General features: G+C 37.8%; 18 protein-coding genes and 1 pseudogene. 6 read left to right on the forward strand and 13 right to left on the reverse strand.

Features of this window, described 5'->3' with window-relative positions; genetic code table 11:
- Nucleotides 1-76: 76 nt before the first annotated feature.
- The 7 genes and pseudogenes from fdh3B to selA form a co-directional block, all read right to left on the reverse strand.
- A complete protein-coding gene (gene fdh3B / locus FZ949_RS04090) occupies nucleotides 77-637 on the reverse strand; it encodes a formate dehydrogenase FDH3 subunit beta (protein WP_021090689.1) in 561 nt (186 codons plus the stop codon).
- Nucleotides 638-648: 11 nt separating this feature from the next.
- Complete coding sequence (locus FZ949_RS04095) at nucleotides 649-3,303, reverse strand: formate dehydrogenase subunit alpha (RefSeq protein WP_234402215.1); 2,655 nt, start codon at nucleotides 3,301-3,303, stop codon at nucleotides 649-651.
- 60 nt (nucleotides 3,304-3,363) lie between these two features.
- Nucleotides 3,364-3,624 (reverse strand): annotated as a pseudogene (locus tag FZ949_RS09765) (hypothetical protein); the annotation flags it as partial.
- Between the two features lie 11 nt (nucleotides 3,625-3,635).
- On the reverse strand, nucleotides 3,636-3,842 hold the full coding sequence (locus FZ949_RS04105; protein ID WP_009294906.1) for a twin-arginine translocation signal domain-containing protein: 207 nt from the start codon (nucleotides 3,840-3,842) through the stop codon (nucleotides 3,636-3,638).
- A gap of 302 nt (nucleotides 3,843-4,144) precedes the next feature.
- A complete protein-coding gene (locus FZ949_RS04110; RefSeq protein ID WP_103580015.1) occupies nucleotides 4,145-4,885 on the reverse strand; it encodes a thioredoxin fold domain-containing protein in 741 nt (246 codons plus the stop codon).
- A gap of 53 nt (nucleotides 4,886-4,938) precedes the next feature.
- Nucleotides 4,939-6,759: a selenocysteine-specific translation elongation factor gene (gene selB, locus FZ949_RS04115; protein WP_103580014.1), complete on the reverse strand. Its 1,821-nt coding sequence runs from the start codon at nucleotides 6,757-6,759 to the stop codon at nucleotides 4,939-4,941.
- Nucleotides 6,756-8,081, reverse strand: a complete 1,326-nt coding sequence (gene selA / locus FZ949_RS04120) for an L-seryl-tRNA(Sec) selenium transferase (protein WP_103580013.1) — start codon at nucleotides 8,079-8,081, stop codon at nucleotides 6,756-6,758. The genes selB and selA overlap by 4 nt, the downstream gene beginning before the upstream one ends.
- Nucleotides 8,082-8,235: 154 nt before the next feature.
- Between selA and FZ949_RS04125 the strand changes: the two genes are divergently transcribed.
- The 3 genes from FZ949_RS04125 (at nucleotide 8,236) to FZ949_RS04135 (ending at nucleotide 11,329) form a co-directional block, all read left to right on the forward strand.
- The gene (locus FZ949_RS04125) at nucleotides 8,236-9,909 is read left to right on the forward strand and encodes a 4Fe-4S binding protein (RefSeq protein WP_148790160.1); all 1,674 of its coding nucleotides are present in this window, start codon (nucleotides 8,236-8,238) and stop codon (nucleotides 9,907-9,909) included.
- Nucleotides 9,902-10,615, forward strand: a complete 714-nt coding sequence (locus FZ949_RS04130; RefSeq protein WP_103579643.1) for a TorD/DmsD family molecular chaperone — start codon at nucleotides 9,902-9,904, stop codon at nucleotides 10,613-10,615. Before FZ949_RS04125 ends, FZ949_RS04130 begins: the two co-directional genes overlap by 8 nt.
- 81 nt (nucleotides 10,616-10,696) lie before the next feature.
- Entirely contained in the window at nucleotides 10,697-11,329 is a 633-nt protein-coding gene (locus FZ949_RS04135; RefSeq protein ID WP_148790161.1) for a DUF6803 family protein, read from the forward strand.
- Nucleotides 11,330-11,370: 41 nt separating this feature from the next.
- Here FZ949_RS04135 and FZ949_RS04140 read toward each other — a convergent pair whose 3' ends face one another.
- The 6 genes from FZ949_RS04140 to gltX form a co-directional block, all read right to left on the reverse strand.
- Nucleotides 11,371-12,051 (reverse strand): MqnA/MqnD/SBP family protein, encoded by a 681-nt coding sequence (locus FZ949_RS04140; protein WP_103579641.1) that lies wholly within the window; start codon nucleotides 12,049-12,051, stop codon nucleotides 11,371-11,373.
- Nucleotides 12,048-12,320: a barstar family protein gene (locus tag FZ949_RS04145; protein ID WP_103579640.1), complete on the reverse strand. Its 273-nt coding sequence runs from the start codon at nucleotides 12,318-12,320 to the stop codon at nucleotides 12,048-12,050. Before FZ949_RS04145 ends, FZ949_RS04140 begins: the two co-directional genes overlap by 4 nt.
- The gene (locus FZ949_RS04150; RefSeq protein ID WP_103579639.1) at nucleotides 12,317-12,823 is read right to left on the reverse strand and encodes a ribonuclease domain-containing protein; all 507 of its coding nucleotides are present in this window, start codon (nucleotides 12,821-12,823) and stop codon (nucleotides 12,317-12,319) included. The genes FZ949_RS04145 and FZ949_RS04150 overlap by 4 nt, the downstream gene beginning before the upstream one ends.
- A gap of 9 nt (nucleotides 12,824-12,832) precedes the next feature.
- A complete protein-coding gene (upp, locus tag FZ949_RS04155; RefSeq protein WP_103579638.1) occupies nucleotides 12,833-13,459 on the reverse strand; it encodes a uracil phosphoribosyltransferase in 627 nt (208 codons plus the stop codon).
- 84 nt (nucleotides 13,460-13,543) lie between these two features.
- Nucleotides 13,544-14,797 carry a malic enzyme-like NAD(P)-binding protein gene (locus FZ949_RS04160; RefSeq protein ID WP_103579637.1) on the reverse strand — a complete coding sequence of 418 codons (1,254 nt, stop codon included), beginning with the start codon at nucleotides 14,795-14,797 and terminating at the stop codon, nucleotides 13,544-13,546.
- Complete coding sequence (gene gltX / locus FZ949_RS04165) at nucleotides 14,794-16,173, reverse strand: glutamate--tRNA ligase (RefSeq protein WP_103579645.1); 1,380 nt, start codon at nucleotides 16,171-16,173, stop codon at nucleotides 14,794-14,796. The genes FZ949_RS04160 and gltX overlap by 4 nt, the downstream gene beginning before the upstream one ends.
- Before the next feature lie 70 nt (nucleotides 16,174-16,243).
- Between gltX and FZ949_RS04170 the strand changes: the two genes are divergently transcribed.
- The 3 genes from FZ949_RS04170 to FZ949_RS09550 all read left to right on the forward strand — a co-directional run bounded on the left by FZ949_RS04170 (nucleotide 16,244) and on the right by FZ949_RS09550 (nucleotide 19,566).
- Nucleotides 16,244-17,074 (forward strand): peptidylprolyl isomerase, encoded by an 831-nt coding sequence (locus tag FZ949_RS04170; RefSeq protein WP_103579636.1) that lies wholly within the window; start codon nucleotides 16,244-16,246, stop codon nucleotides 17,072-17,074.
- Nucleotides 17,075-17,259: 185 nt separating this feature from the next.
- Nucleotides 17,260-18,231, forward strand: coding sequence for a TonB-dependent siderophore receptor (locus FZ949_RS09545; protein WP_258033387.1), 972 nt, complete (start codon nucleotides 17,260-17,262; stop codon nucleotides 18,229-18,231).
- Nucleotides 18,232-19,566 carry a TonB-dependent siderophore receptor gene (locus tag FZ949_RS09550; RefSeq protein ID WP_258033388.1) on the forward strand — a complete coding sequence of 445 codons (1,335 nt, stop codon included), beginning with the start codon at nucleotides 18,232-18,234 and terminating at the stop codon, nucleotides 19,564-19,566.
- Nucleotides 19,567-19,618 lie beyond the last annotated feature (52 nt).

Consider the following 19,618-nt stretch of genomic DNA (forward strand, 5'->3'; position numbering starts at 1 on the left):
AGTAGTTTTATAAAAAATGAAAAGGCTTTAAGTTTAAAATTTAGAATTTAAAGGAGAGCAAAAGCTCTCCTTCTTGTTAGGCATTTAGCCCAGTGTTTCTTAGCATAACACGTTTGCGATATACATTTGATACTTCAGCTGCATCTCCAACTAAAAGTGCATTTGTAGCACAAACAGCCGCACACATAGGCACTTTTCCTTCAGCCATTCTATTTTGGCCGTAAAGCTCTCTCTCCTCGTGTGAGTTTGTTGGCTCTGGACCGCCTGCGCACATTGTACATTTATCCATAACGCCTTTTACGCCAAATGCCCCATCTTTAGGGAACTGTGGAGCACCAAATGGACAAGCATATAAGCAGTAACCACAGCCTATGCATATATTTTTATCGTGAAGCACGATGCCATCAGCTCTAATGTAGAAACAATCAACCGGGCAAACTTGCTCACAAGGTGCATCAGTACAGTGTTGGCATGCAATGGTAGTTGAAACCTCTTTACCTTCGATACCATCGTGAAGTGTAATGACCTTCCTTCTATAAATTCCCACTGGAAGTTCATGAGCAGAAGAACAAGCAACTTGGCAACCATAACAACTAATACATCTATCAGTATCTACGAAAAATTTCATTCTTGCCATTTTGTTCCTCCTTACTCTTTACCCATGGCGTCTCTCTCGCCATATTCATGGAAAAACGATGTTTTAAATGTATTTTCCTCAGCTTTCTCTATGCGGCAAAGACCTGCGTTAAACTCTGAAATTTGAGTAACTGGGTCAAATCCATAGTTAGTAACAGTGTTATAACTTTCACCAATAACATAAGGCTTAGTACCCTCTGGATAGCGAGCTGAAAGATCAACGCCTTGCATAATACCAGCGAAGTTGTATGGCATACAAATTCTATCTGGAGTTACCATCTGGCTGTGATAGCATCTTACTTTGATCTTTGTGCCTTGTGGGCTGTGGATCCACATCATATCGCGGTCTTTTATGCCGTATTTTAAAGCTAGCTCTGGGTTAACATTAGCAAACATCTCTGGCGTAATAGCTGATAGATATTTACTGGTTCTTTCGATCATACCAGCACCACTTAAGTTTACGACACGTTGTGTACTAAACACGATTGGAAATTCTTTCGACCAATCTTTTGCTTGTTGCTCTGACTTAAACTTAGTAGAAACACGGAAATTTCTAGCTTGATCATCAAATGTCGGATACTTTTGAACAAGATCCCAGCGTGGTGAGTGAACAGGCTCTCTATGTTTTGGAATAGGATCGAGGAATTCCCAAACGATAGCTCTTGCCCTTGCATTACCATAAGGAACAACACCTTTTTCGCGGCATTTTTCAAAGATAATACCACTATAATCCATGCTCCAGCTTGGTCCCATCTTAGCTTTCTCTTCTTCAGTTAGAGTTATACCTAAGACTTTTTCTATATTCTCTTTTGTGATTTGTGGATAGCCACCTTTTATAGCTGAGCCAACAAGTGTTGTCTCTTCGCTAGCTAGCTGACTAACGCCATTATGCTCTAGACCAAAGCGATTTCTAAAGCCAGAGCCACCCTCTGCATAAGGTTTACTCATATCATATAGTATTGGTGTTCCAGGGTGTTTTTCATCCCATGCTGGCCATGGTTTACCGTAGTACTCGCCTTTGACTTCACCGCCAATACCTATTAGCGTATCTGGGTCAAATTTATCCCAGTTTGCTTGATGACGTCTAAACATCTCAGCTGTTCTACCACCATAACCTATAGAATTTCCAATTCTTGCTATCTCATTTGTCGCATCATCAGGCCATACAAAATCATCTTTTACTTGTTTTATTTCATGATCTACGATACCCATTTTCATGCCTCTTACGTATTCATCGTAAAAGCCAAATTTCTTAGCAAACAAGAACATTACTTCGTGATCACCCTTGCTCTCATAAAGTGGATCAACGACTTTTGTTCTCCATTGACCAGAGCGGTTTGTTGCACTTAAGTGACCTTCATTTTCGAATGCAGTTGCTACTGGCAAGATATAAACACCATCTTTTCTGTCTGAAAGGATAGAAATTTCATTTACAAATGGCTCAGCCACAACGATCATATCTAGTTTTGAAGCTGCTTCTTGAATTTTAGCTAGGTGCGCCATAGACGTTAGACCAGTTCCTTGAACCCAAAGAACTCTCAATGCACCACTACTAAATGTGTTCTCCTCTTTCAAGACGCCTTGCCACCATTTTGAAAGTGACCAGCCTTTTTCGTTTCTCCAGTTTCTATCTTCTGGATGTTTAGGATCGTGGTAATAATACTCTTCAAAGACTGTGTTTTTAACAGGAGTACCGCCTTGCTTTGGCTCTTTTGTTGAGACTGCAAAGCGTTTAATAAATTCATCATAATCAACGCCCCAGCCTTTGCAGTAATATTTCCATGCTGCATCAGTTAAGCCATAATACATTGGCAAGCTATCTGAAAGGTTGCACATATCAGTTGAGCCTTGAACGTTGTCGTGACCACGAATGATATTACAGCCACCACCTGCTTTACCCATATTTCCTAGAATTAGTTGAAGGATAGGTAAAATTCTTGTATTTGATGTACCAACTGAGTGTTGAGTAATGCCAAGTGCCCAAACAACAGTACCCGGTTTTGTATGAGCTAGGATATCTGCAGCTTTTAGTAGTTTATCAACTGGTACTCCAGTAACATCAGATGTAACCTCTGGTGTCCAGTGCTCAGCCTCTTTTCTTATCTCATCAATACCGTAAGTTCTATTTTCTATAAATTCTTTATCTTCCCAGCCATTTTTAAGAATGATATGAATAAGACCATAAACAAGTGCAATATCAGTTCCTGATCTTTGTCTTAAATAAAGATCAGCATGTGCAGCTGTCTTTGTAAAATTTGGATCAGCTACAATTACTTTTGCATTGTTTCTATCTTTTGCTTGTAAAGTGTGCTTCATGCCACCAACTGGGTTTGCCACAGCTGGATTTGCTCCAATGATAAATATACATTTTGAGTTCGCAGCCATATCTCCAAAGTGGTTTGTCATCGCGCCATAACCCCAAGTATTCGCCACACCGGCGACTGTTGCGCTATGTCAAATTCTTGCTACGTGATCGTTACTGTTTGTACCCCAAAATGCACAAAATTTTCTAAAGTAATATGCTTGCTCGTTATTAAATTTAGCCGATCCTAAGAAAACAACACTATCAGGGCCATCTTCTTTGCGGATCTGAAGCATCTTATCGCCGATCTCATTTACAGCTTGATCCCATGAAATTCTTTGCCATTTACCATCAACTTTTTTCATAGGATATTTGATACGTTGTTTGCTGTGTGTAAGGTCGATCTGATCGATACCTTTTGAGCAGTGTGAGCCCTGAGATATCGGATGGTGCATCGCCATATCTTGACGAACCCAAACACCATCTTTTACCTCAGCCTCGATACCACAGCCTGCTGAGCAAATAGAACAAATCGTTCTAACCTTTTTTGAGCCAGGGAAAGGATTTTTTATCTCCTCATCACTTGCTTTTCTTATCGTTTCATTTTCTCCAAAAGCCATTGTGCTTCCAGCACCAAGTGCGGCTAGCTTTAAAAATGAACGTCTTCCTATACGTGCATCACTCATGGTTTTCTCCCTTAGTAAGCGATTTTATAGTAGGTTTCCCAGTTCTTGCTTTTTTTATAAAGCACCTCTTTTTTGTTTGACTTGCCAACGACGACACCATTGTCATCAGGAGCTAAGTCGTCACTAGTCACTTTTGCTACGGCTGAGACTGCTAGTACACCGCCGGCAGCACCGACTTTTAGAGATTTTTTTAGAAAATCCCTTCTTGATCCTTGCATTTTTTCTCCTTAGCTCTCAAACTTAAAAATTTGAGAATTTGGTTTGATTGGTCTTCACAATTTGCAACTTTAGAAATTCTAAAATATTGCAAGGCCTATTTCAGGGCTTTTTATAGCCTAGATTTAAACTCTGCAAATTTAGCATAATTGCAAGATAATCAAAGTAAATATAAAGCTTTAATTAAATATGTTAAGTTATTGTTAAAAATATAAGAAAATATATTTAATATTTTAACTTTTATGAATTTTGAGAGAAAGGCTAATTTAAAGTATAAATTCTAGGGAGAGCTCCCTAGAAAATGTTATTTTAGATCACTTTTATTTATTATAAATGGCACTGATCTAACGCCAGCTGAGAAATATTTTTTACGTAAAGTATCGATCTTGTCGCTCTCTTCTTTGCTAACATTTTTTTCATCCACGTTATAATCTTCAGAGAAATACTTTCTTAAAATTTTAACCTTATCGCTATCACTTTTTGCATTTTTTATATCTTTATAGATCAAAGCACTTTTTTGCAAAGATGATAGTTCATGCACTGGAGTTAGGATGATTTCAACGTTATTGTCTTTTAATGTCGTTTCGATCTTTGCTAGCTCGGCTCTACAATATGGGCATTCAGGATCTGAAAACATGATAAGAGTTGGCTTTTTGCTATCATTGCCAAGAGTTATAACATTTGCCTTGTCTTCATTTTTATAAATTTTAGCTAGTGATTTTACTAAATCAAGTGCTGCTTTTTCTGCGATAACCTTTTTTTCTTCAGCTAAATAAGACTTCTGCTCCTTTAAATTTACAACATCAGGAAACATAAGATCGCCCTTAACAAAAGTCACATCTTCTTGAGACATATCTCCTTTGCTAAATTTTAAGCTTACTTTTTCTATATCATCTAAAATTTTAGTGCGTTCTACGACTTTTACATTAACACCATCGATATTTTGATTTTTAAAAACTTCTGAGTAAAAATCTTCTATTTGCTTATCGCTTGCTGCCATTAGGCTAGTTGCCGCTATTATTGAGGCTAAAACCACTTTTTTCATTTTTTTCCTTTTTAAAAATTTGGCGGATTATATTTGCTTTTTGTAAATGAATACTAACCACGAAAGACTCTATCATTTCCTTGCTTCATTATGTCACTCTCAAGGTCAAGTTGCTCAAGATAAGCGATTACATATTTTCTACTTAAATTTAGTGCATCCTTGGCGTTTGTGACATTTACAAAGCCTTGATTTTTGATGATCTCTCTTAGCTTATCAAGTGCCATTTTTAGCGAATTTCTAGTGATAAAAAGATTATGCTCCAGCCTTACAACTCTGCCCATTGCAGTTAGTTTTTTAAGTGCATTATCGCCACTTAGCCTATCTATTTCCAGCTCATCATATATATTATAAGGTGCCGTTGGAGCTAGCTTTCCGCTTTCTAAAATTTCATAAATTTTCTCTTCAAGCCTTACTTTTAGTTTGCTTATATCAACGCCTTTTTTTGTATAGACGCCATCATTTTTAGAGATTAAGTTTATACTTTCAAGCTCATCAAGTGCTTTTTGAGCCAAATTTTGACTAGCCCAAGCAAGCTTTAAGCTTATACTTTGAGCTGAGAAAACGGCAAATTCGTTCTTTTCTATCATAAATTTAACCACAGATTTTATCCGCTCAACCGCGCTTAGATCGTAGATATTTAAAGCCTTTTCATCGACAAAGACGTTTGAGACTTTTTTAGCCACATTTACGGCCTCTTCGTGATTTAGACCAAATCTTTGATAAGAAGAGATGATGCCAAAGCCATTTTTGTGAGCCTCTTTTAAGATAGAAAAGGCTTCAATAAAATCATGCTTTAAAAGTGCTGCTAAAAAGAGAATTTTGCCAGCTTTTTTTAGTGGCTCAAGTACAGGATTTAGCACTCTGCCACCGCCTATAACGCGTGCGTCTGAGATGAGAACAAAAGGCTCGTCAAATTTCAAAAACATATCGCTTTGAAATTTAAAGGTAACAAAGTAGCTATCATCTTTTTGGCTTAGCACAAGCACCTTTGCAGGGACGTTTTTAGCGCCCACGCAAAATGTCACGCTTTGAGAGTGGATGAGATTTTTAGCAGTTACAACCGCATCAACCTCTCTAAATCCTCTAAAATAGCCTTTTTTACTAAGCAACTGCCCTTTTTTTAGTTCATTAAGCTCAATGCCAGTTAGATTTAGCGCCACACGGCTGCTAACCCCTGCGCTATCTACGAATTTATCATGGCTTTGCACACTTCTTACTAGCACCTCTTTACCAGCGTCGTAGTTAAAAAGCTTCTCATTTTTACTAACGCTTCCCTCTATAACTGTGCCGGTTACAACATTTCCAATACCTTTTAGGCTAAAAACCCTATCGATGTAGTATCTAAAAACGCCGTCCTCATCGCGCTTTTTAGCTCTTAGCGTAAAGAGGTAGTTTCTAAGCTCATCGATGCTTGCCTTATCCTTTATACTAACGGCAAAAATTTCTAAAATTTGCAGGTTTTTAAATTTAGAAATTTCATCTCTTATCTCTTTTTTTCTTAAATTTATAGTCGCTTCATCTACGAGGTCACACTTTGTAAGCGCTACGATTAAAGACTTCACACCAAGGAGATTTAAAATTTCAAGGTGCTCTAAGCTTTGAGGCATAAGGCCGTCATTTGCCGCCACCACAAATAAACACGCATCAAAGCCATATGCGCCACTTATCATCGTTTTTATGAGATTTTCATGTCCTGGCACGTCGATAAATGCGATATTTTCATCATTTTTACTTAAATTTGAAAAGCTTAGATCGATCGTTATGCCACGCTTTTTCTCCTCTTCAAGATTATCCCCCTCAAAGCCGTTTAGCTCCTTTATAAGTGCGGTTTTTCCGTGGTCGATATGCCCTGCTGTTCCTATTATTAGACTCATTTTTCTTCCGTTTCATTTATTATTTTTATTAGTTCATTTACATCGTCATCTAAAAGCGTTCTTAAATCAAGTAAAAATTTATCATTTTCTATGCGGCCGATCACCTTTTTTTGCCTAAATTTTTGCTCATTTAAAACTGCATCTCCACTAACAGCCAAAGCCACGCTTGGAATTTTTTTATTTGGCATCGCACCGCCTCCTACAAAGGTTTGTGTACGAACTATCTCAAGCGGGGTTTTTAAATTTTTATTTATAAAATTTGCTAAGTTTTCAAGCTCTTTTACGCTTTTGTGAAGCAGTTTTTGTGTTGTGATTAGCTCAAATTCTTTATTTAAATAAGCTTTCATGCTCTCAGCCAAAAGCGAGATGATCACTTTATCGACGCGAAGCACCCTTAAAAGCTGATTTTTCCTAAGCTTTGTGATGAGCTCTTTTTTGCCGACAATTATGCCACACTGCACCGCGCCAAGCAGCTTATCGCCGCTAAAACTAACTAGCGAAACATCTTTTAAATTTTTTAGATCTGGCTCGTTTTTGTCTAAGTTAAATGGCAAATTTCCGTAAAATCCACTACCAAGATCAAAATAATCTATCAAATTTTGCCTGCTTGCTAGCTCGCTTAGCTCATTTGCCGTGGTCTCTTCACTAAAGCCAACGATGTCAAAATTTGATCTATGAACCTTTACAAGCATCGCCGTATTTTCATTAATTGCCTCTTCGTAGTCTTTTAGCTTAGTCTTGTTTGTAGTGCCGACCTCTTTTAAGATACAACCTGCATTTGCCATCACTTCTGGCACTCTAAAACTACCGCCGATCTCGACTAGCTCGCCTCTGCTAACGACCACCTCCCTGCCCTTTGCAAAGGTGTTTAGCACTAAAAATACAGCGCTTGCGTTATTATTTACAACGATAGCGTCCTCAAAACCAAAGGCCCTTGCTATTAGCGAGCCAACGTAGTCGTATCTGTTGCCGCGACTGCCTGTTTTTAGGTTGTATTCAAGGTTAGAATATCCTGTAATTACCGGAGTTGCACGGCTTAGAATTTCTTTATCGATGACACTTCTAGCAAGGTTTGTGTGAATGGTCACACCGGTTAAATTTAGCACTCTTTGAAGGCTTGATTCATTAAATTTATGATATTCGTTTGAAATTAAATCTATTATTTCTTGCAACGAGAAATTTATATTTTCATTTAAAATTTTAGTTCTAACTTCATTTAAAATTTGCCTTGCAAGCATAGTGACTAAATTTATATCAAATCCTAAAAATGCTTCGTTTTTTATAATCTTATCAACTTGTGGGATATCTCTTAAATCGCTCAATTTGCGCTCCTAGTAAGTTAGTTTTACCAAGCCGTGATTTTAACATAAAAAATATTATAAATTAAACCTTAGAGCAAAAAGGAACATATAAAATTCAGAGTCTATTAATCCCATTAATATTAAAATAAGCCTGTTTTTGATAGTAGGAGAAACAATGAAAGAATTTGGCTTTTATAACGATTTTGACGATACTTTGATGTTAAATGAACAGATAGAAATAAATAACGAAAAGGAAGAATATTTAGTTTCTAACTCACCAAAGCTTAAAGCAAACATTATCGCACCTGAGATAAATTTTTATCTAAAAAATACAACTGCAAGCGTATTAAAAAAAGCTAAAAATACACTTTTGCTTTATGAAGCAAGAGCAACTGCATTTGACATGGCAAAGGATGTTGATTACGAAAAAGAAGTCGGCAAAAATGTCGTAATAGTAAGCAACTCAGGCCGTGAGGAGCTAGCAAATTTATTAAAAGAAAATGGATATAAAGTCATTGAATTAACGCATTTTGAAGTGAAATTTATTTATGGCGCAGCTGGCGAACTTAGTGTTTTGATACTTAGAGCAAATGACGAATTTGAGGTTGATTGTGACTTTTTCTTGGTTGAAAACGCAAGAGATTATATGCTAAAGCAAAGCGGCTGTTATGAAATAGCTGGGCTAGAAGATGAAGCTGTGCTTAAAATTTTAAATGAAAAAACTCCAAAATTTAAGTACAAAAGCCTAACTCAATATGACTCTTCGATCTGTCAATATCACGAACGACGAAATGAAATTTGTGGACGCTGTGTCGATGTTTGTCCAACTGTAGCCATTTTAAAAGAAGACGAGACAAAGCATCTTGTTTTCTCACAAATCGATTGTGTAAATTGTGGCAACTGCATTAGTGTCTGCCCTAGCGGATCTCTTGACTCTACACTTATGCCACAAAATTCTTTTGCTACTATTGCCAAACTTTACAAAGGCAAAATTCCACTAATAATCTCTAATGAAACAAATTTAGACGAGCTAAATATAAGCCTACCTGAAAATGTCCTGCCTTTTTTCATATCAGCACCACATATGTTAAATCAAGCGCATCTACTTACATTGCTTCAAGAAAGTGGTACGAGTGCGATTTTATTTAGCAAAACTCTTGGCAAAGGCGAAAAAGACGCCATTAGCATCTTAAATCAAATTTATGAGCTTAAATTTAAAGAGACGGCGATCTATCACGCTAAAGATAAAAACGAGCTTGAAGAATCACTCAAAAAGGCAAAATTTATATCTGACTCACAACACACAATAAACGAATATGCCTTACCAAAAAGAGAAATTTTTGCAAAAAGGCTTAAGTTTTTAGTAGGTAGCGAGGATCTTGGCGTGGTAAAAAGCGGCGAGATGATAAGATATGGCGATGTCAAGATAAACACTGATAGCTGTACACTTTGTCTAAGTTGCGTTGGCGCTTGTAACGTAAGTGCGCTAGTGGCTGATAAAAAGACAAATTCTATTTTATTTAATCCAAGTGTTTGTACAGCTTGCGGATACTGCGAACTAAGCTGTGCCGAGAAAGATACCATAAGCCTTGAGATTGGAAAAATTTCTCTTAAGCCTGAGTTTTTTACATATAATGAGCTGGCACGAGATGAGCTTTTTGCCTGTGTTGAGTGCGGAAAAGAGTTTGCAACTAAAAAAGCAGTCGAAAAGATCGCAACTATAATGCAACCAAGATTTGGCAACGATAGGGTAAAGATAAAAGCACTTTACTGCTGTGCTGACTGTAAAGCCAAACTAATGGTTCAAGCCCAAATAAACGCGATGAAAGAGGATTTATTAAATGGATAAAAACATCATAAAAGCAAGATCATATTTTTACGAATTTCTAGCATATCCTATGTTTTTTTACACAAATGATGAGAAATTTTCAAGGTGGAAAGAGCAGTTAAGATACTTAAGCGCAAATCCTTTAAGCGAGGATAGTGATGCTGCGTTTAAAAATTTAGATAAATTTAGCTTTGAAGAATTTTCAAAAGAACAAAATGACGTTCTTTTTGGCTTTACAAATATCCCCTTAAGCGCTTCATTTTATGAAGAGGGCAGAGATAACGGAGCAGCTAGGCTTAGGGTTATTGAATGTTTAAAACTAAGCCCATATAGACGTGATAGCGAGCTTTGCAAAGACAGCGAGGACTACGTTGGATTTATATTTTTAGCGATGGCTACATTTTTAAAAGATGAGTTTAATGATGCAAAAAATATTAGCAATAAGCTATTTTCTGAAACTTTAAATTTATTTGTAGACGAGTTTAGCTCGCTACTTTTGGCTCACAAAGAGGCAAATTTCTTTAAATCATATATTATTATTTTAAAAGATTTCATCGATCTTGAACGCTCTATACTAAACGTAGAAGCACCGGCTAAGCCAAAAGGCGATAGTGTCGCCATGGCAGCACTTAAGAAAGAGCCATTTCAAAGCAAGATGCCAACAATCAAAACCAAGCTTCACTGGGAAGAATTTTCTCCAGTCATCTCACACGAGTTTAAAGACTAGCTTAAATTTGTTATCTTGATATTTTATAATTATTAGCAATTTGGCGTTAATCTTCTTTAAATTTTTTACAAAGGACTTACAATGGTAATGACACACTACATGGAGCTTTTATCGCTCAATCAACCTTACAATCTAATCCTCTTCATGGTGATACCTGTGGGGCTTACGGAGCTTTTAGTGGCGATGGAGTTTCTCACTATGTATCACATGGATAGCGGCAAAAATGCTGGCTTTAAGGCTGTTGGCAAATTTGCTGGCATAGTGCTTGGGGTCTATTTTACAGCTCTTGTGATCTATTTTATGGCAAAAATTTATCCAAGTATAAAATGGCGTGGATATGCCGATGTCATCGCTGTCTACTCATATCTCATCGGCGTCATACCACTTCTTGGCATCGCGCTTTTAGAGCTAAATTTGATCTACAAAAACGCAAGCGAAAAGGCAAAGCTAAAGCTTCACTTTTGCCTACTCATATTTACCTTGATCGTCGCACACGTCGCTATGATATTTGGCATGGTTGATCCTACCATAACTGGCTACAAGGCTGAAAACGGTGAGATGGGTATGTATATGAATATGCCGATGAACATGCCAGCAGATATGCCAATGCACGATCACCACAAGATGATGCAAAATATGGGTGAGATGCATATGAATATGATGATGCAAAATATGAGTGATGATAACTCAACTAATATGCATATGCGCCACTAAATTTTATAGCTTCTTGGTAGCTGCTAAGAAGCTATAAAAATTTAATTCTTTTTTGCTACTTTTAATAATCTATTTTCTTTAAAAAATTTTCTGAGTGATTTTTGCTCTTTTGGGCCTATTTTGTAGCTTATAAATTTCAAATACCACTTGATATCTTGTTCGCTTATGTCGCGACTTTTAGCATACTGGGCTAAGATATAGTTTGGAATTTTTACATTTTTTTGTAAAAATTTTGCGACCAGTTTTTTGTAAAACGAGCCATTTTTTACGTAAGAAAATCTACCAAAAACAAATGGCAAATTTGTCTTTTCGTGCCAAATTTTACCAAGGTCGTAAAAGCACTCTTTGCCCTCACTCAAGTATGCCTTTAGCGCCCTATCACCTATGATCACCTCACCATTTAGCTTAAGCACTTTGGCTAGGGCGTTTGAGCTAGCTGAGGCAGGATCTGGTTTTGGGGCTGAGTTTTTGCGCACAAGCACGCTTTTTACATCTTTTTTGGTGACTATTCCAAAATTTAGCTTCTTTAAATTTGCCTTTTTACTAGCTATACTTGAGATCACCGCAGCGTCGATTTTTCTAGCGTTTAGGGCTCTATTTAGCTTGCTTGGCACGCCCTTTTTAAACTCGATAGCCTTTTTTATCTGAGAGCTTAGTGGGGCTGATTTTAAAAATACGTGAAATGGGAGTAAATTTAGATAATCAATCTTTCCAAATATCATTTTTCATCTTTTACAAGCTCAAATTTAACTAGCTCGTTTTCGTTGCAAACGTCGCGAAATAGCTGAGTTAAGCTCTCTTTTGTGGCACTATCCAAAGCATTTTCGTTTTTTAGCTTTATAAGCGTTGGCTCATTTATCTCGCAAAGGCAGTCAAAGAGCGCGTCTAAATTTTTGCCGTAGTACTCTGGCAGGTCAAATTTCTTAGCAAAATACTCATGCATCTTCTCTTTTTCGATCATTTTTTTAGCATCTAAGATCACGCTTTTCATTGCATCCTCTTCTCATAAAGCAGGTAAAAATGCTCGTAGTGATCGGGCGTGTAGTAGATAAGCCCGTCGTTTGAGTATAAAATTCTCTCAGCGCCGCGCCTACCACCATTATAATTTACATCGCACTCAAACCACTTTCTACCATCAGCCTCTGGCAGCCTTTTTTCTCTGTTTGAAAATCTATCTCCGCCGATACTTTTGCCACCGCTTATCTGCCATAAATTTCCGCTTTTTGTATCCCAGCCAAGATTAAGTGCCTCTTTTTTGGTTATGAAATTCTTTGGTAGCTTGTTAAATTTATAGATATAAAGAGCGACCTCATCTTTTGAAGTGTATGAGCCATTTTCTGCAAGACTCTGGCTTTTTTGTCCCTCTTTGTTTAGTTGCTCAAGTAAAATTTGAGCATTTTTATTTGCTTCACTACCATTATTTGAAAAGAAAAAAGTGCCAACAATAATAGTAATGATAAAGGCGACTAAGGCTGGCAAAAGTCTTTTATTCAAATTTTGCCCTTAAAGCGTGTTAAAAACTCTATCGCCAGCATCACCAAGACCTGGAACGATATAGTTTTTCTCATTTAGCTTCTCATCAATCGAAGCTGTATAGACCTCGACGTCTGGGTAAATTTCGCTAAATCTCTTTAGCCCTTCAGGAGCAGCGATGATAGAGATAAATTTGATCTCCTTAACGCCCTTTTCACGTAAGAATTTGACCGCATCTATCGCCGTGCCACCAGTTGCAAACATAGGATCGATGATGATCGCCATGCGTTCTTTTGCGTCTTTTGGAAGCTTCGCGTAGAAAAACTCAGCTTGTGCTGTCTCTTCGTTTCGCTGAAAGCCCAAAAAGCCCACACTCGCATCTGGAATGATAGTAAAAACGCTATCAAGCATACCAATAGCAGCCCTTAAGATGGGGCATATCATCACTTTTGTAGTAAGCCTCTTTGCATCTGCCACCGCAACTGGAGTTTGGACTTTGACATCTTTTACCTTTAAATTTCTAGTCGCCTCAAAGATCATAAGATAACTGATCTCATCAACTAGCATGCGAAACTGAAAAGGTTGGGTGTTTTTATCACGTAGAATGGTTAATTTATGCTCGATCAGTGGGTGTGAGATGAGCTTCACGTTTTGCATTTTTTATCCTTAAATTTACTGTTTTTACAAGGTTTATCTTTACAAAATGCCAAAAAGAGTTTAGCCCAAAATTTGGGCTAAAATTTAAAATCCTTTTGCAAGTTTGGCTTTGTAAGCCTCAACATCAAAGTCTTTTACTCTTGCTACACCATCTTCAACCGCAGCTTTCGCAACCGCTGGAGCGACTGCTGTTAGCACGCGTTTGTCAAATGGTTTTGGGATGATGTACTCTTTGCCAAATTTTAGCTCACTAACACCACTTGCTTTTAAAACTTCAGCTGGCACTGGTTCTTTTGCAAGCTGCGCAAGCGCTCTAGCTGCAGCCATTTTCATATTTTCAGTGATCTTTTTAGCTCTAACGTCAAGTGCGCCTCTAAAGATGAATGGAAAGCCTAGAACGTTATTTACTTGGTTAGGATAGTCGCTTCTGCCTGTGCCCATCATAACGTCACTTCTTACAGCCTCAACGTCCTCTGGATAAATTTCAGGCACTGGATTTGCAAGAGCAAAAATTATAGGCTCTTTATTCATAGATGCAACCATCTCTTTTGTAAGCACTCCTGGCTTACTAAGACCTAAAAACATATCAGCACCCTTCATCGCATCAGCTAGAGTTCTGTCCTCAGTCTCAAGCGCGAACTCTACCTTTTCAGGTGTAAGGTCTGTTCTTTTTGAGTGAATTACGCCTTTGCTATCTATCATCACGATATGTTTTGCACCAAGTGCTTTATACATCTTCGCGCACGCAATACCAGCCGCACCTGCGCCGCTAACTACGATTTTTATCTTAGATATATCTTTGCCAGAAATTTCCATCGCATTTATCATGCCAGCACTTGTTATCATCGCAGTACCGTGCTGATCGTCGTGCATGACTGGGATATCGACTGCTTCTTGAAGCTTCCTTTCGATCTCAAAGCACTTTGGAGCACGGATATCTTCTAAATTTATACCGCCAAATGTCGGAGCAAGAGCCTTGCAAATCTCAACGATCTTATCTGGATCATGCTCGTCTAGCTCAATGTCAAAGGCATCAACATTTGCAAATTTTTTAAATAAAACTGACTTTCCTTCCATAACTGGCTTACCAGCGATAGCACCGATGTCTCCAAGTCCAAGAACAGCCGTGCCGTCAGTGATAACGGCTACTAGATTTGCTTTATTTGTATATTTATAAGCTAGTTCATTATCAGCTTCTATCTCTTTGCAAGGCTCTGCAACGCCAGGCGTATAGGCCATTGAAAGGTCTCTTGATGTTTCGCAAGGCGTCTTTACCTTTATCTCGATCTTACCGCCTATATGGTAGTTTAATGCTTCTTCTTTAGTTACATGTGTCATTTTTCTTCCTTTAATAAATTTTGTATTCTATTTTTCGTCTCGCTACTGCCCACTACTTCAAGCACTTCAAATATGCTTGGGCTCACGCTTGAGCCAGTTAACGCTATCCTTAGAGCCTGAGCTAGGTCTTTTAGCTTTAAGCCATTTTGCTCTAAAAATTTATTTGTTAGCTCCTCATAGCCCTTTGCGTCAAGGTCACGGTCTAAAATTTGAGCAAATTTAGCCAAAATTTCTTTGCTATTTTCATTTATAAATTTAGCCCAAGCTTTCTCATCGTAGCTTTTTGGAGCGTTGATGATAGCATTTGCGCTGTTTGCCATTTCGATTAGTGTCTTTGATCTCTCACGGAGCGAATTTAGCAGTAGCTCACCCTTTACCAAAGCCTTAAAATCAACGCCAAACTCAAGCATATCGTGCGCTAGCCTCTCGTAAGGTAAAGTCTTAATGTAGTGAGAATTTAGCCAGTCAAGCTTTTGAGCGTTGTAAGTGCTTGAGCTTTTGTTGATATCGTTTGGATTGAAGTATTTAAGCATATCCTCAATAGTAAAAATCTCATCATCGCCGTGGCTCCAGCCAAGACGAACGAGAAAATTTAAGAGCGCTTCAGGCAGGTAGCCCATCTTTTTATACTCCATAACGTCAGTTGCGCCGTGTCTTTTGCTAAGCTTTTTACCATCCTCTCCGTTTATCATAGCGACGTGATAAAATTTTGGTACCTTAAAGCCAAGTGCCTCGTAAAGAACGATCTGTTTTGGAGTATTTGAGAGGTGATCGTCACCACGGATGACGTCTGTTACGCCCATTAGTGCGTCATCTATCACAACTGTGAAGTTATAGGTCGGTGTGCCGTCGCTTCTTGCGATGATGAAGTCGTCTAATATGTCTTCAACCTTAAATTTAACCTCGCCCTTTATGCCATCATGTATGATGATCTCACCGCTAAGTGGGGCTTTGATACGGATAACTGGCTCGATGCCAGCTGGAGGCGTGCCAGTAAAATCTCTATATCTATTATCATATTTTGGACGCTCTTTTCTTGCCTCTTGGCTAGCTCTAAGCTCTTCAAGCTCGTCCTTGCTCATATAGCATTTATATGCTTTGCCTTCTTCAAGTAGTTTTTTAACATACTCTTTGTAAAGATCAAATCTTTTTGATTGATATGTCACTTCGCCGTCATGATCTAGCTTACACCAAGCAAACGCTTCTTTTATGGCTTGCGTGGCCTCTTCTGAGTTTCGTTTTAAATCAGTATCTTCGATGCGAAGTAAAAATTTTCCATTATTAGCTCTTGCGTATAAATAATTATAAAGGGCTGTCCTAAGTCCGCCTATATGTAGATATCCAGTAGGCGACGGAGCAAATCTAGTAACTATCATTTTGTGCCTTATTTTTATGTTATAATTGCCCAAAATTATATTTACTAAATACTTAAATAAAGGTTTTATTATGAAAAAATTGCTCTTTTTGGCTGCTGGCATGCTAAGTGCTTTAAATTTATATTCGGCTCAGATGATAAACGGTATCGCAGCTATTGTAGAGAACGAACCAATCACGCTTTATGAAGTTTATAGCTTGAAGGAACAACTAAAGACAACAGAGCAGGACGCTTTAAATTTGCTTATCAGAGATAGGCTTGAAGATGCGCAGATAAAAAACTTAAATTTAAGCGTTACACCTTTTGAGCTAAACGACAGGATCGAGGCGATCGCAAAGCAAAATGGCATGACAAATTCGCAGTTTAGAAGCTCTATCCAAGCTCAAGGCATGGACTTTTTGGACTTTAAAAACAACTTAGAGCACAAGATGCTTCAAGAAAAACTTTATAAAAGCATAGCTGCTGAGGCTGGCAAAAACATAAATGAGCAAAAAGCAAAGGCGTATTTTGACGCTAATCCTGATAAATTTAAGGTCTTTAGCACCGCTAGAGTCGTAGTTTATAGAGCAAAAGACCCTGATCTGCTTGAAGCTCAAAAGACAAGTCCGAAGCTACTAGACGGCGTGCAAACACAAGAGGTGAGTTTGGACTATCAAAGTATAGATCCAAGACTTGCTGCGATCATCTCAAGCACGAATAACGGTGACTACACACAGCCTTTGCAAGGACCTGATAGCTTTGATATGTTTTTAGTAAAAGAGAAGATCGGCTCATACACACCAAGCTTTGCTGATGTAAAAGATAACGTTATAAACGAGCTTTACCAAGGCGAGCAAGAAAAACTTATGGCTGATTATTTTGATAAACTCCGCGCAAAAGCAAAGATTCAAATTTTAAGATAACTTCTCTTAGCCGTCATTTGACGGCTAAAATACACTAACTTACGAAATTTAATTTTTAAAATTATTATTTAAATCTCTTCAAATTTATAAAGGAATTGTAAATTATAAGTCAAAATTTTATCATTTCTTAATCTCCGATTTATATAATTCCAGAACAATAATGATTATTAAAATAGGAGTATATTATGAGATACAAGTTATCCATTGTACTTGCGGTAGCTCTTAGTGCAAATACACTGTGTGCAGCAAATAGCACTGATCTAAACAAGACAAACGATGCAGCCACTACCCAAAATAGTACTAGTTCAAACGACCAAACCCTCGCAACCGATGCTAATCTTGCAGAGGTGCAAGTGGTGAGCGATCTTTCAAAAACCGAAGGCACTGGCTCATACACAGCCGATAGGATGAATACTGCAACTGGGCTAGGTCTAAGCATAAAAGAGACACCACAATCAGTCTCTGTCCTTTCAAATCAACTTATAAAAGATCTAAATTTAAAAGATGTAAATTCAGCCTTGCAATATGCTCCTGGTATCGCCGTTAGAAACGATACTGGACGTCTTAGAATAAATTCGCGTGGCTTTGATGTAGATAACATACAAGAAGATGGCATCGCATCATCAGTCTCTTCATCGGTTCAAGGACCACTTGGCTATTCTAAAGAATTTACAGATCTTGAGTTCTACGATAGAGTCGAGGTTTTAAGAGGTGCAGCAGGCCTTACACAAAGTAATGGTGAGCCAGGCGGCACTGTAAATTTAGTCCGCAAACGTCCAACAAGCGAATTTGCCTTCAACACAAGCCTAAATTTAGGTAGCTGGGATAACTACCGAGGCACGTTTGATATTAGTAACTCATTAAATGAATCTGGCTCAGTGCGTGGAAGACTCATTGGTGTTTTAAGTAAAAATGGCACATATAAGCACTACCGCAACGGCTGGCGTGGAGCACTGGGTGGGATATTTGAGTTTGATTTAACTGATAAAACACTACTTACTACTGGACTTATTTGGCAAAAGACAAGCGAAGTGTATGACATATACGGCGTACCTGCGCTTGATAAAGATGGTAATAATTTGAATTTGGATAGAAAGAGCTATTTTGGAGCAAACTGGAACAATAGCATCTATGAAAAATACAATGCTTTTACATAAATTTCTCATCAGTTTAATGATGACTACAAAGCCTATGCAAAGTTAAACTATACAAAAAGCGATGGCATAATAAAATTTGGCTCAATGGGCGGAACAAATCCATATGACCCAGTAGCACCTTCTCATGATATACGCTTACAAAAATACGAAAATGGCTCAAAAGAGGTCAATCTAAAGCTTGGAGTAGATGGAAAGTATGAGCTTTTTGGACAAAAACATGATATCTTCGTAAATGGCTCACTTAGTAAGGAGAAATTTGTAGAGCATGATATCAGAATGCCAAGTATATCCTTAGCATCACTTGGGCTTGGCATATATAACTGGAGCTCTTCAGCCATAGCCGAGCCAAACTGGGGTGGAACAAATGCAACTTTAAATAAAACTTTTACAAAAACAATTTACCAGCAAGCTCTAACAGTTGGCACTAGATATAACTTTAGTGATGAGTGGCACATGATCCTTGGTGGAAGATTTGCTAGGGTAAAATATGACAGTTTTAATGAAAATCATAAAACTGGTGCAAGATCTGCTAACACCTATATCACAAAGTCAAAATTTTCACCTTATGCAGGCCTAACATGGGACTTTTTAAAAGATCATAGCTGGTACGTAAGCTATGCTGAAATTTTTAAGCCTCAAAGCGCAACTGATGCAAATAAAAATGTCCTTGAGCCAGTCGTAGGATATAACATTGAGACAGGTGTGAAGTCTGAGTTTTTAGGTGGTGCGTTAAATACGGCTGTGGCGCTCTTTCAAATAATCCAAGAAAATAGAGCCATAACAGATCCAAACAACTCAAACTACTCTATCGCTGAGGGAAAAGTGAGAAGTAGAGGTATAGACGCTGAAATTTCAGGCTCAATAACTGAGAGATGGAGCGTGATGGCTGGGTATACTTTTAACAAAAGTATCTATCTAAAAAGTGAAAGAAAAACATCATCAAATGTTGATTACAACAAAGGGGCTGACGCTAAAAAATATATCCCAAGGCATATGTTTAAGCTCTATACAAGCTATGAAATACCACTTGTTGGCACTCAAAAACTAAGCATTGGCACAGGTGTTAGATACCAAAGTAAAACAAGTGGTATCTATATGAAAGACAATATGAGCTCAGGCTCAGCTATAAGCTACTACGTGCCAGAACAAAAAGGTTATGCCCTTTGGGATGCAAATATCAACTACTTGATAAACGACAACTTCAGCGTGGGTTTAATCGTTAAAAACATAACAGACAAGAAGTATTTTTACAATACACACAATAGAACCGCTGGCATGAACAACTTCTACGGCGATCCAAGAAGCTTTACACTAAGCTTTAACTACAAATACTAAATTTAATCCTAGGGCCTTTTTGGCTCTTGGGCCTTTAAATTTAAAGGAAAAA

Origin of the sequence: Campylobacter concisus (genome assembly GCF_902460545.1) — a bacterium.
GTDB classification, from domain to species: domain Bacteria; phylum Campylobacterota; class Campylobacteria; order Campylobacterales; family Campylobacteraceae; genus Campylobacter_A; species Campylobacter_A concisus_AE.

Excerpts from the sequence above, each read along its gene's own strand:
- FZ949_RS04140 (WP_103579641.1), bottom strand. The coding sequence starts at position 12,051 with ATGATATTTGGAAAGATTGATTATCTAAATTTACTCCCATTTCACGTA.
- FZ949_RS04125 (WP_148790160.1), top strand. The coding sequence starts at position 8,236 with ATGAAAGAATTTGGCTTTTATAACGATTTTGACGATACTTTGATGTTA.
- FZ949_RS04130 (WP_103579643.1), top strand. The coding sequence starts at position 9,902 with ATGGATAAAAACATCATAAAAGCAAGATCATATTTTTACGAATTTCTA.
- FZ949_RS04145 (WP_103579640.1), bottom strand. The coding sequence starts at position 12,320 with ATGAAAAGCGTGATCTTAGATGCTAAAAAAATGATCGAAAAAGAGAAG.
- FZ949_RS04110 (WP_103580015.1), bottom strand. The coding sequence starts at position 4,885 with ATGAAAAAAGTGGTTTTAGCCTCAATAATAGCGGCAACTAGCCTAATG.
- FZ949_RS09545 (WP_258033387.1), top strand. The coding sequence starts at position 17,260 with ATGAGATACAAGTTATCCATTGTACTTGCGGTAGCTCTTAGTGCAAAT.
- upp (WP_103579638.1), bottom strand. The coding sequence starts at position 13,459 with ATGCAAAACGTGAAGCTCATCTCACACCCACTGATCGAGCATAAATTA.
- gltX (WP_103579645.1), bottom strand. The coding sequence starts at position 16,173 with ATGATAGTTACTAGATTTGCTCCGTCGCCTACTGGATATCTACATATA.
- FZ949_RS04135 (WP_148790161.1), top strand. The coding sequence starts at position 10,697 with ATGGTAATGACACACTACATGGAGCTTTTATCGCTCAATCAACCTTAC.
- selB (WP_103580014.1), bottom strand. The coding sequence starts at position 6,759 with ATGAGTCTAATAATAGGAACAGCAGGGCATATCGACCACGGAAAAACC.
- FZ949_RS04105 (WP_009294906.1), bottom strand. The coding sequence starts at position 3,842 with ATGCAAGGATCAAGAAGGGATTTTCTAAAAAAATCTCTAAAAGTCGGT.
- FZ949_RS04160 (WP_103579637.1), bottom strand. The coding sequence starts at position 14,797 with ATGACACATGTAACTAAAGAAGAAGCATTAAACTACCATATAGGCGGT.
- fdh3B (WP_021090689.1), bottom strand. The coding sequence starts at position 637 with ATGGCAAGAATGAAATTTTTCGTAGATACTGATAGATGTATTAGTTGT.
- FZ949_RS04170 (WP_103579636.1), top strand. The coding sequence starts at position 16,244 with ATGAAAAAATTGCTCTTTTTGGCTGCTGGCATGCTAAGTGCTTTAAAT.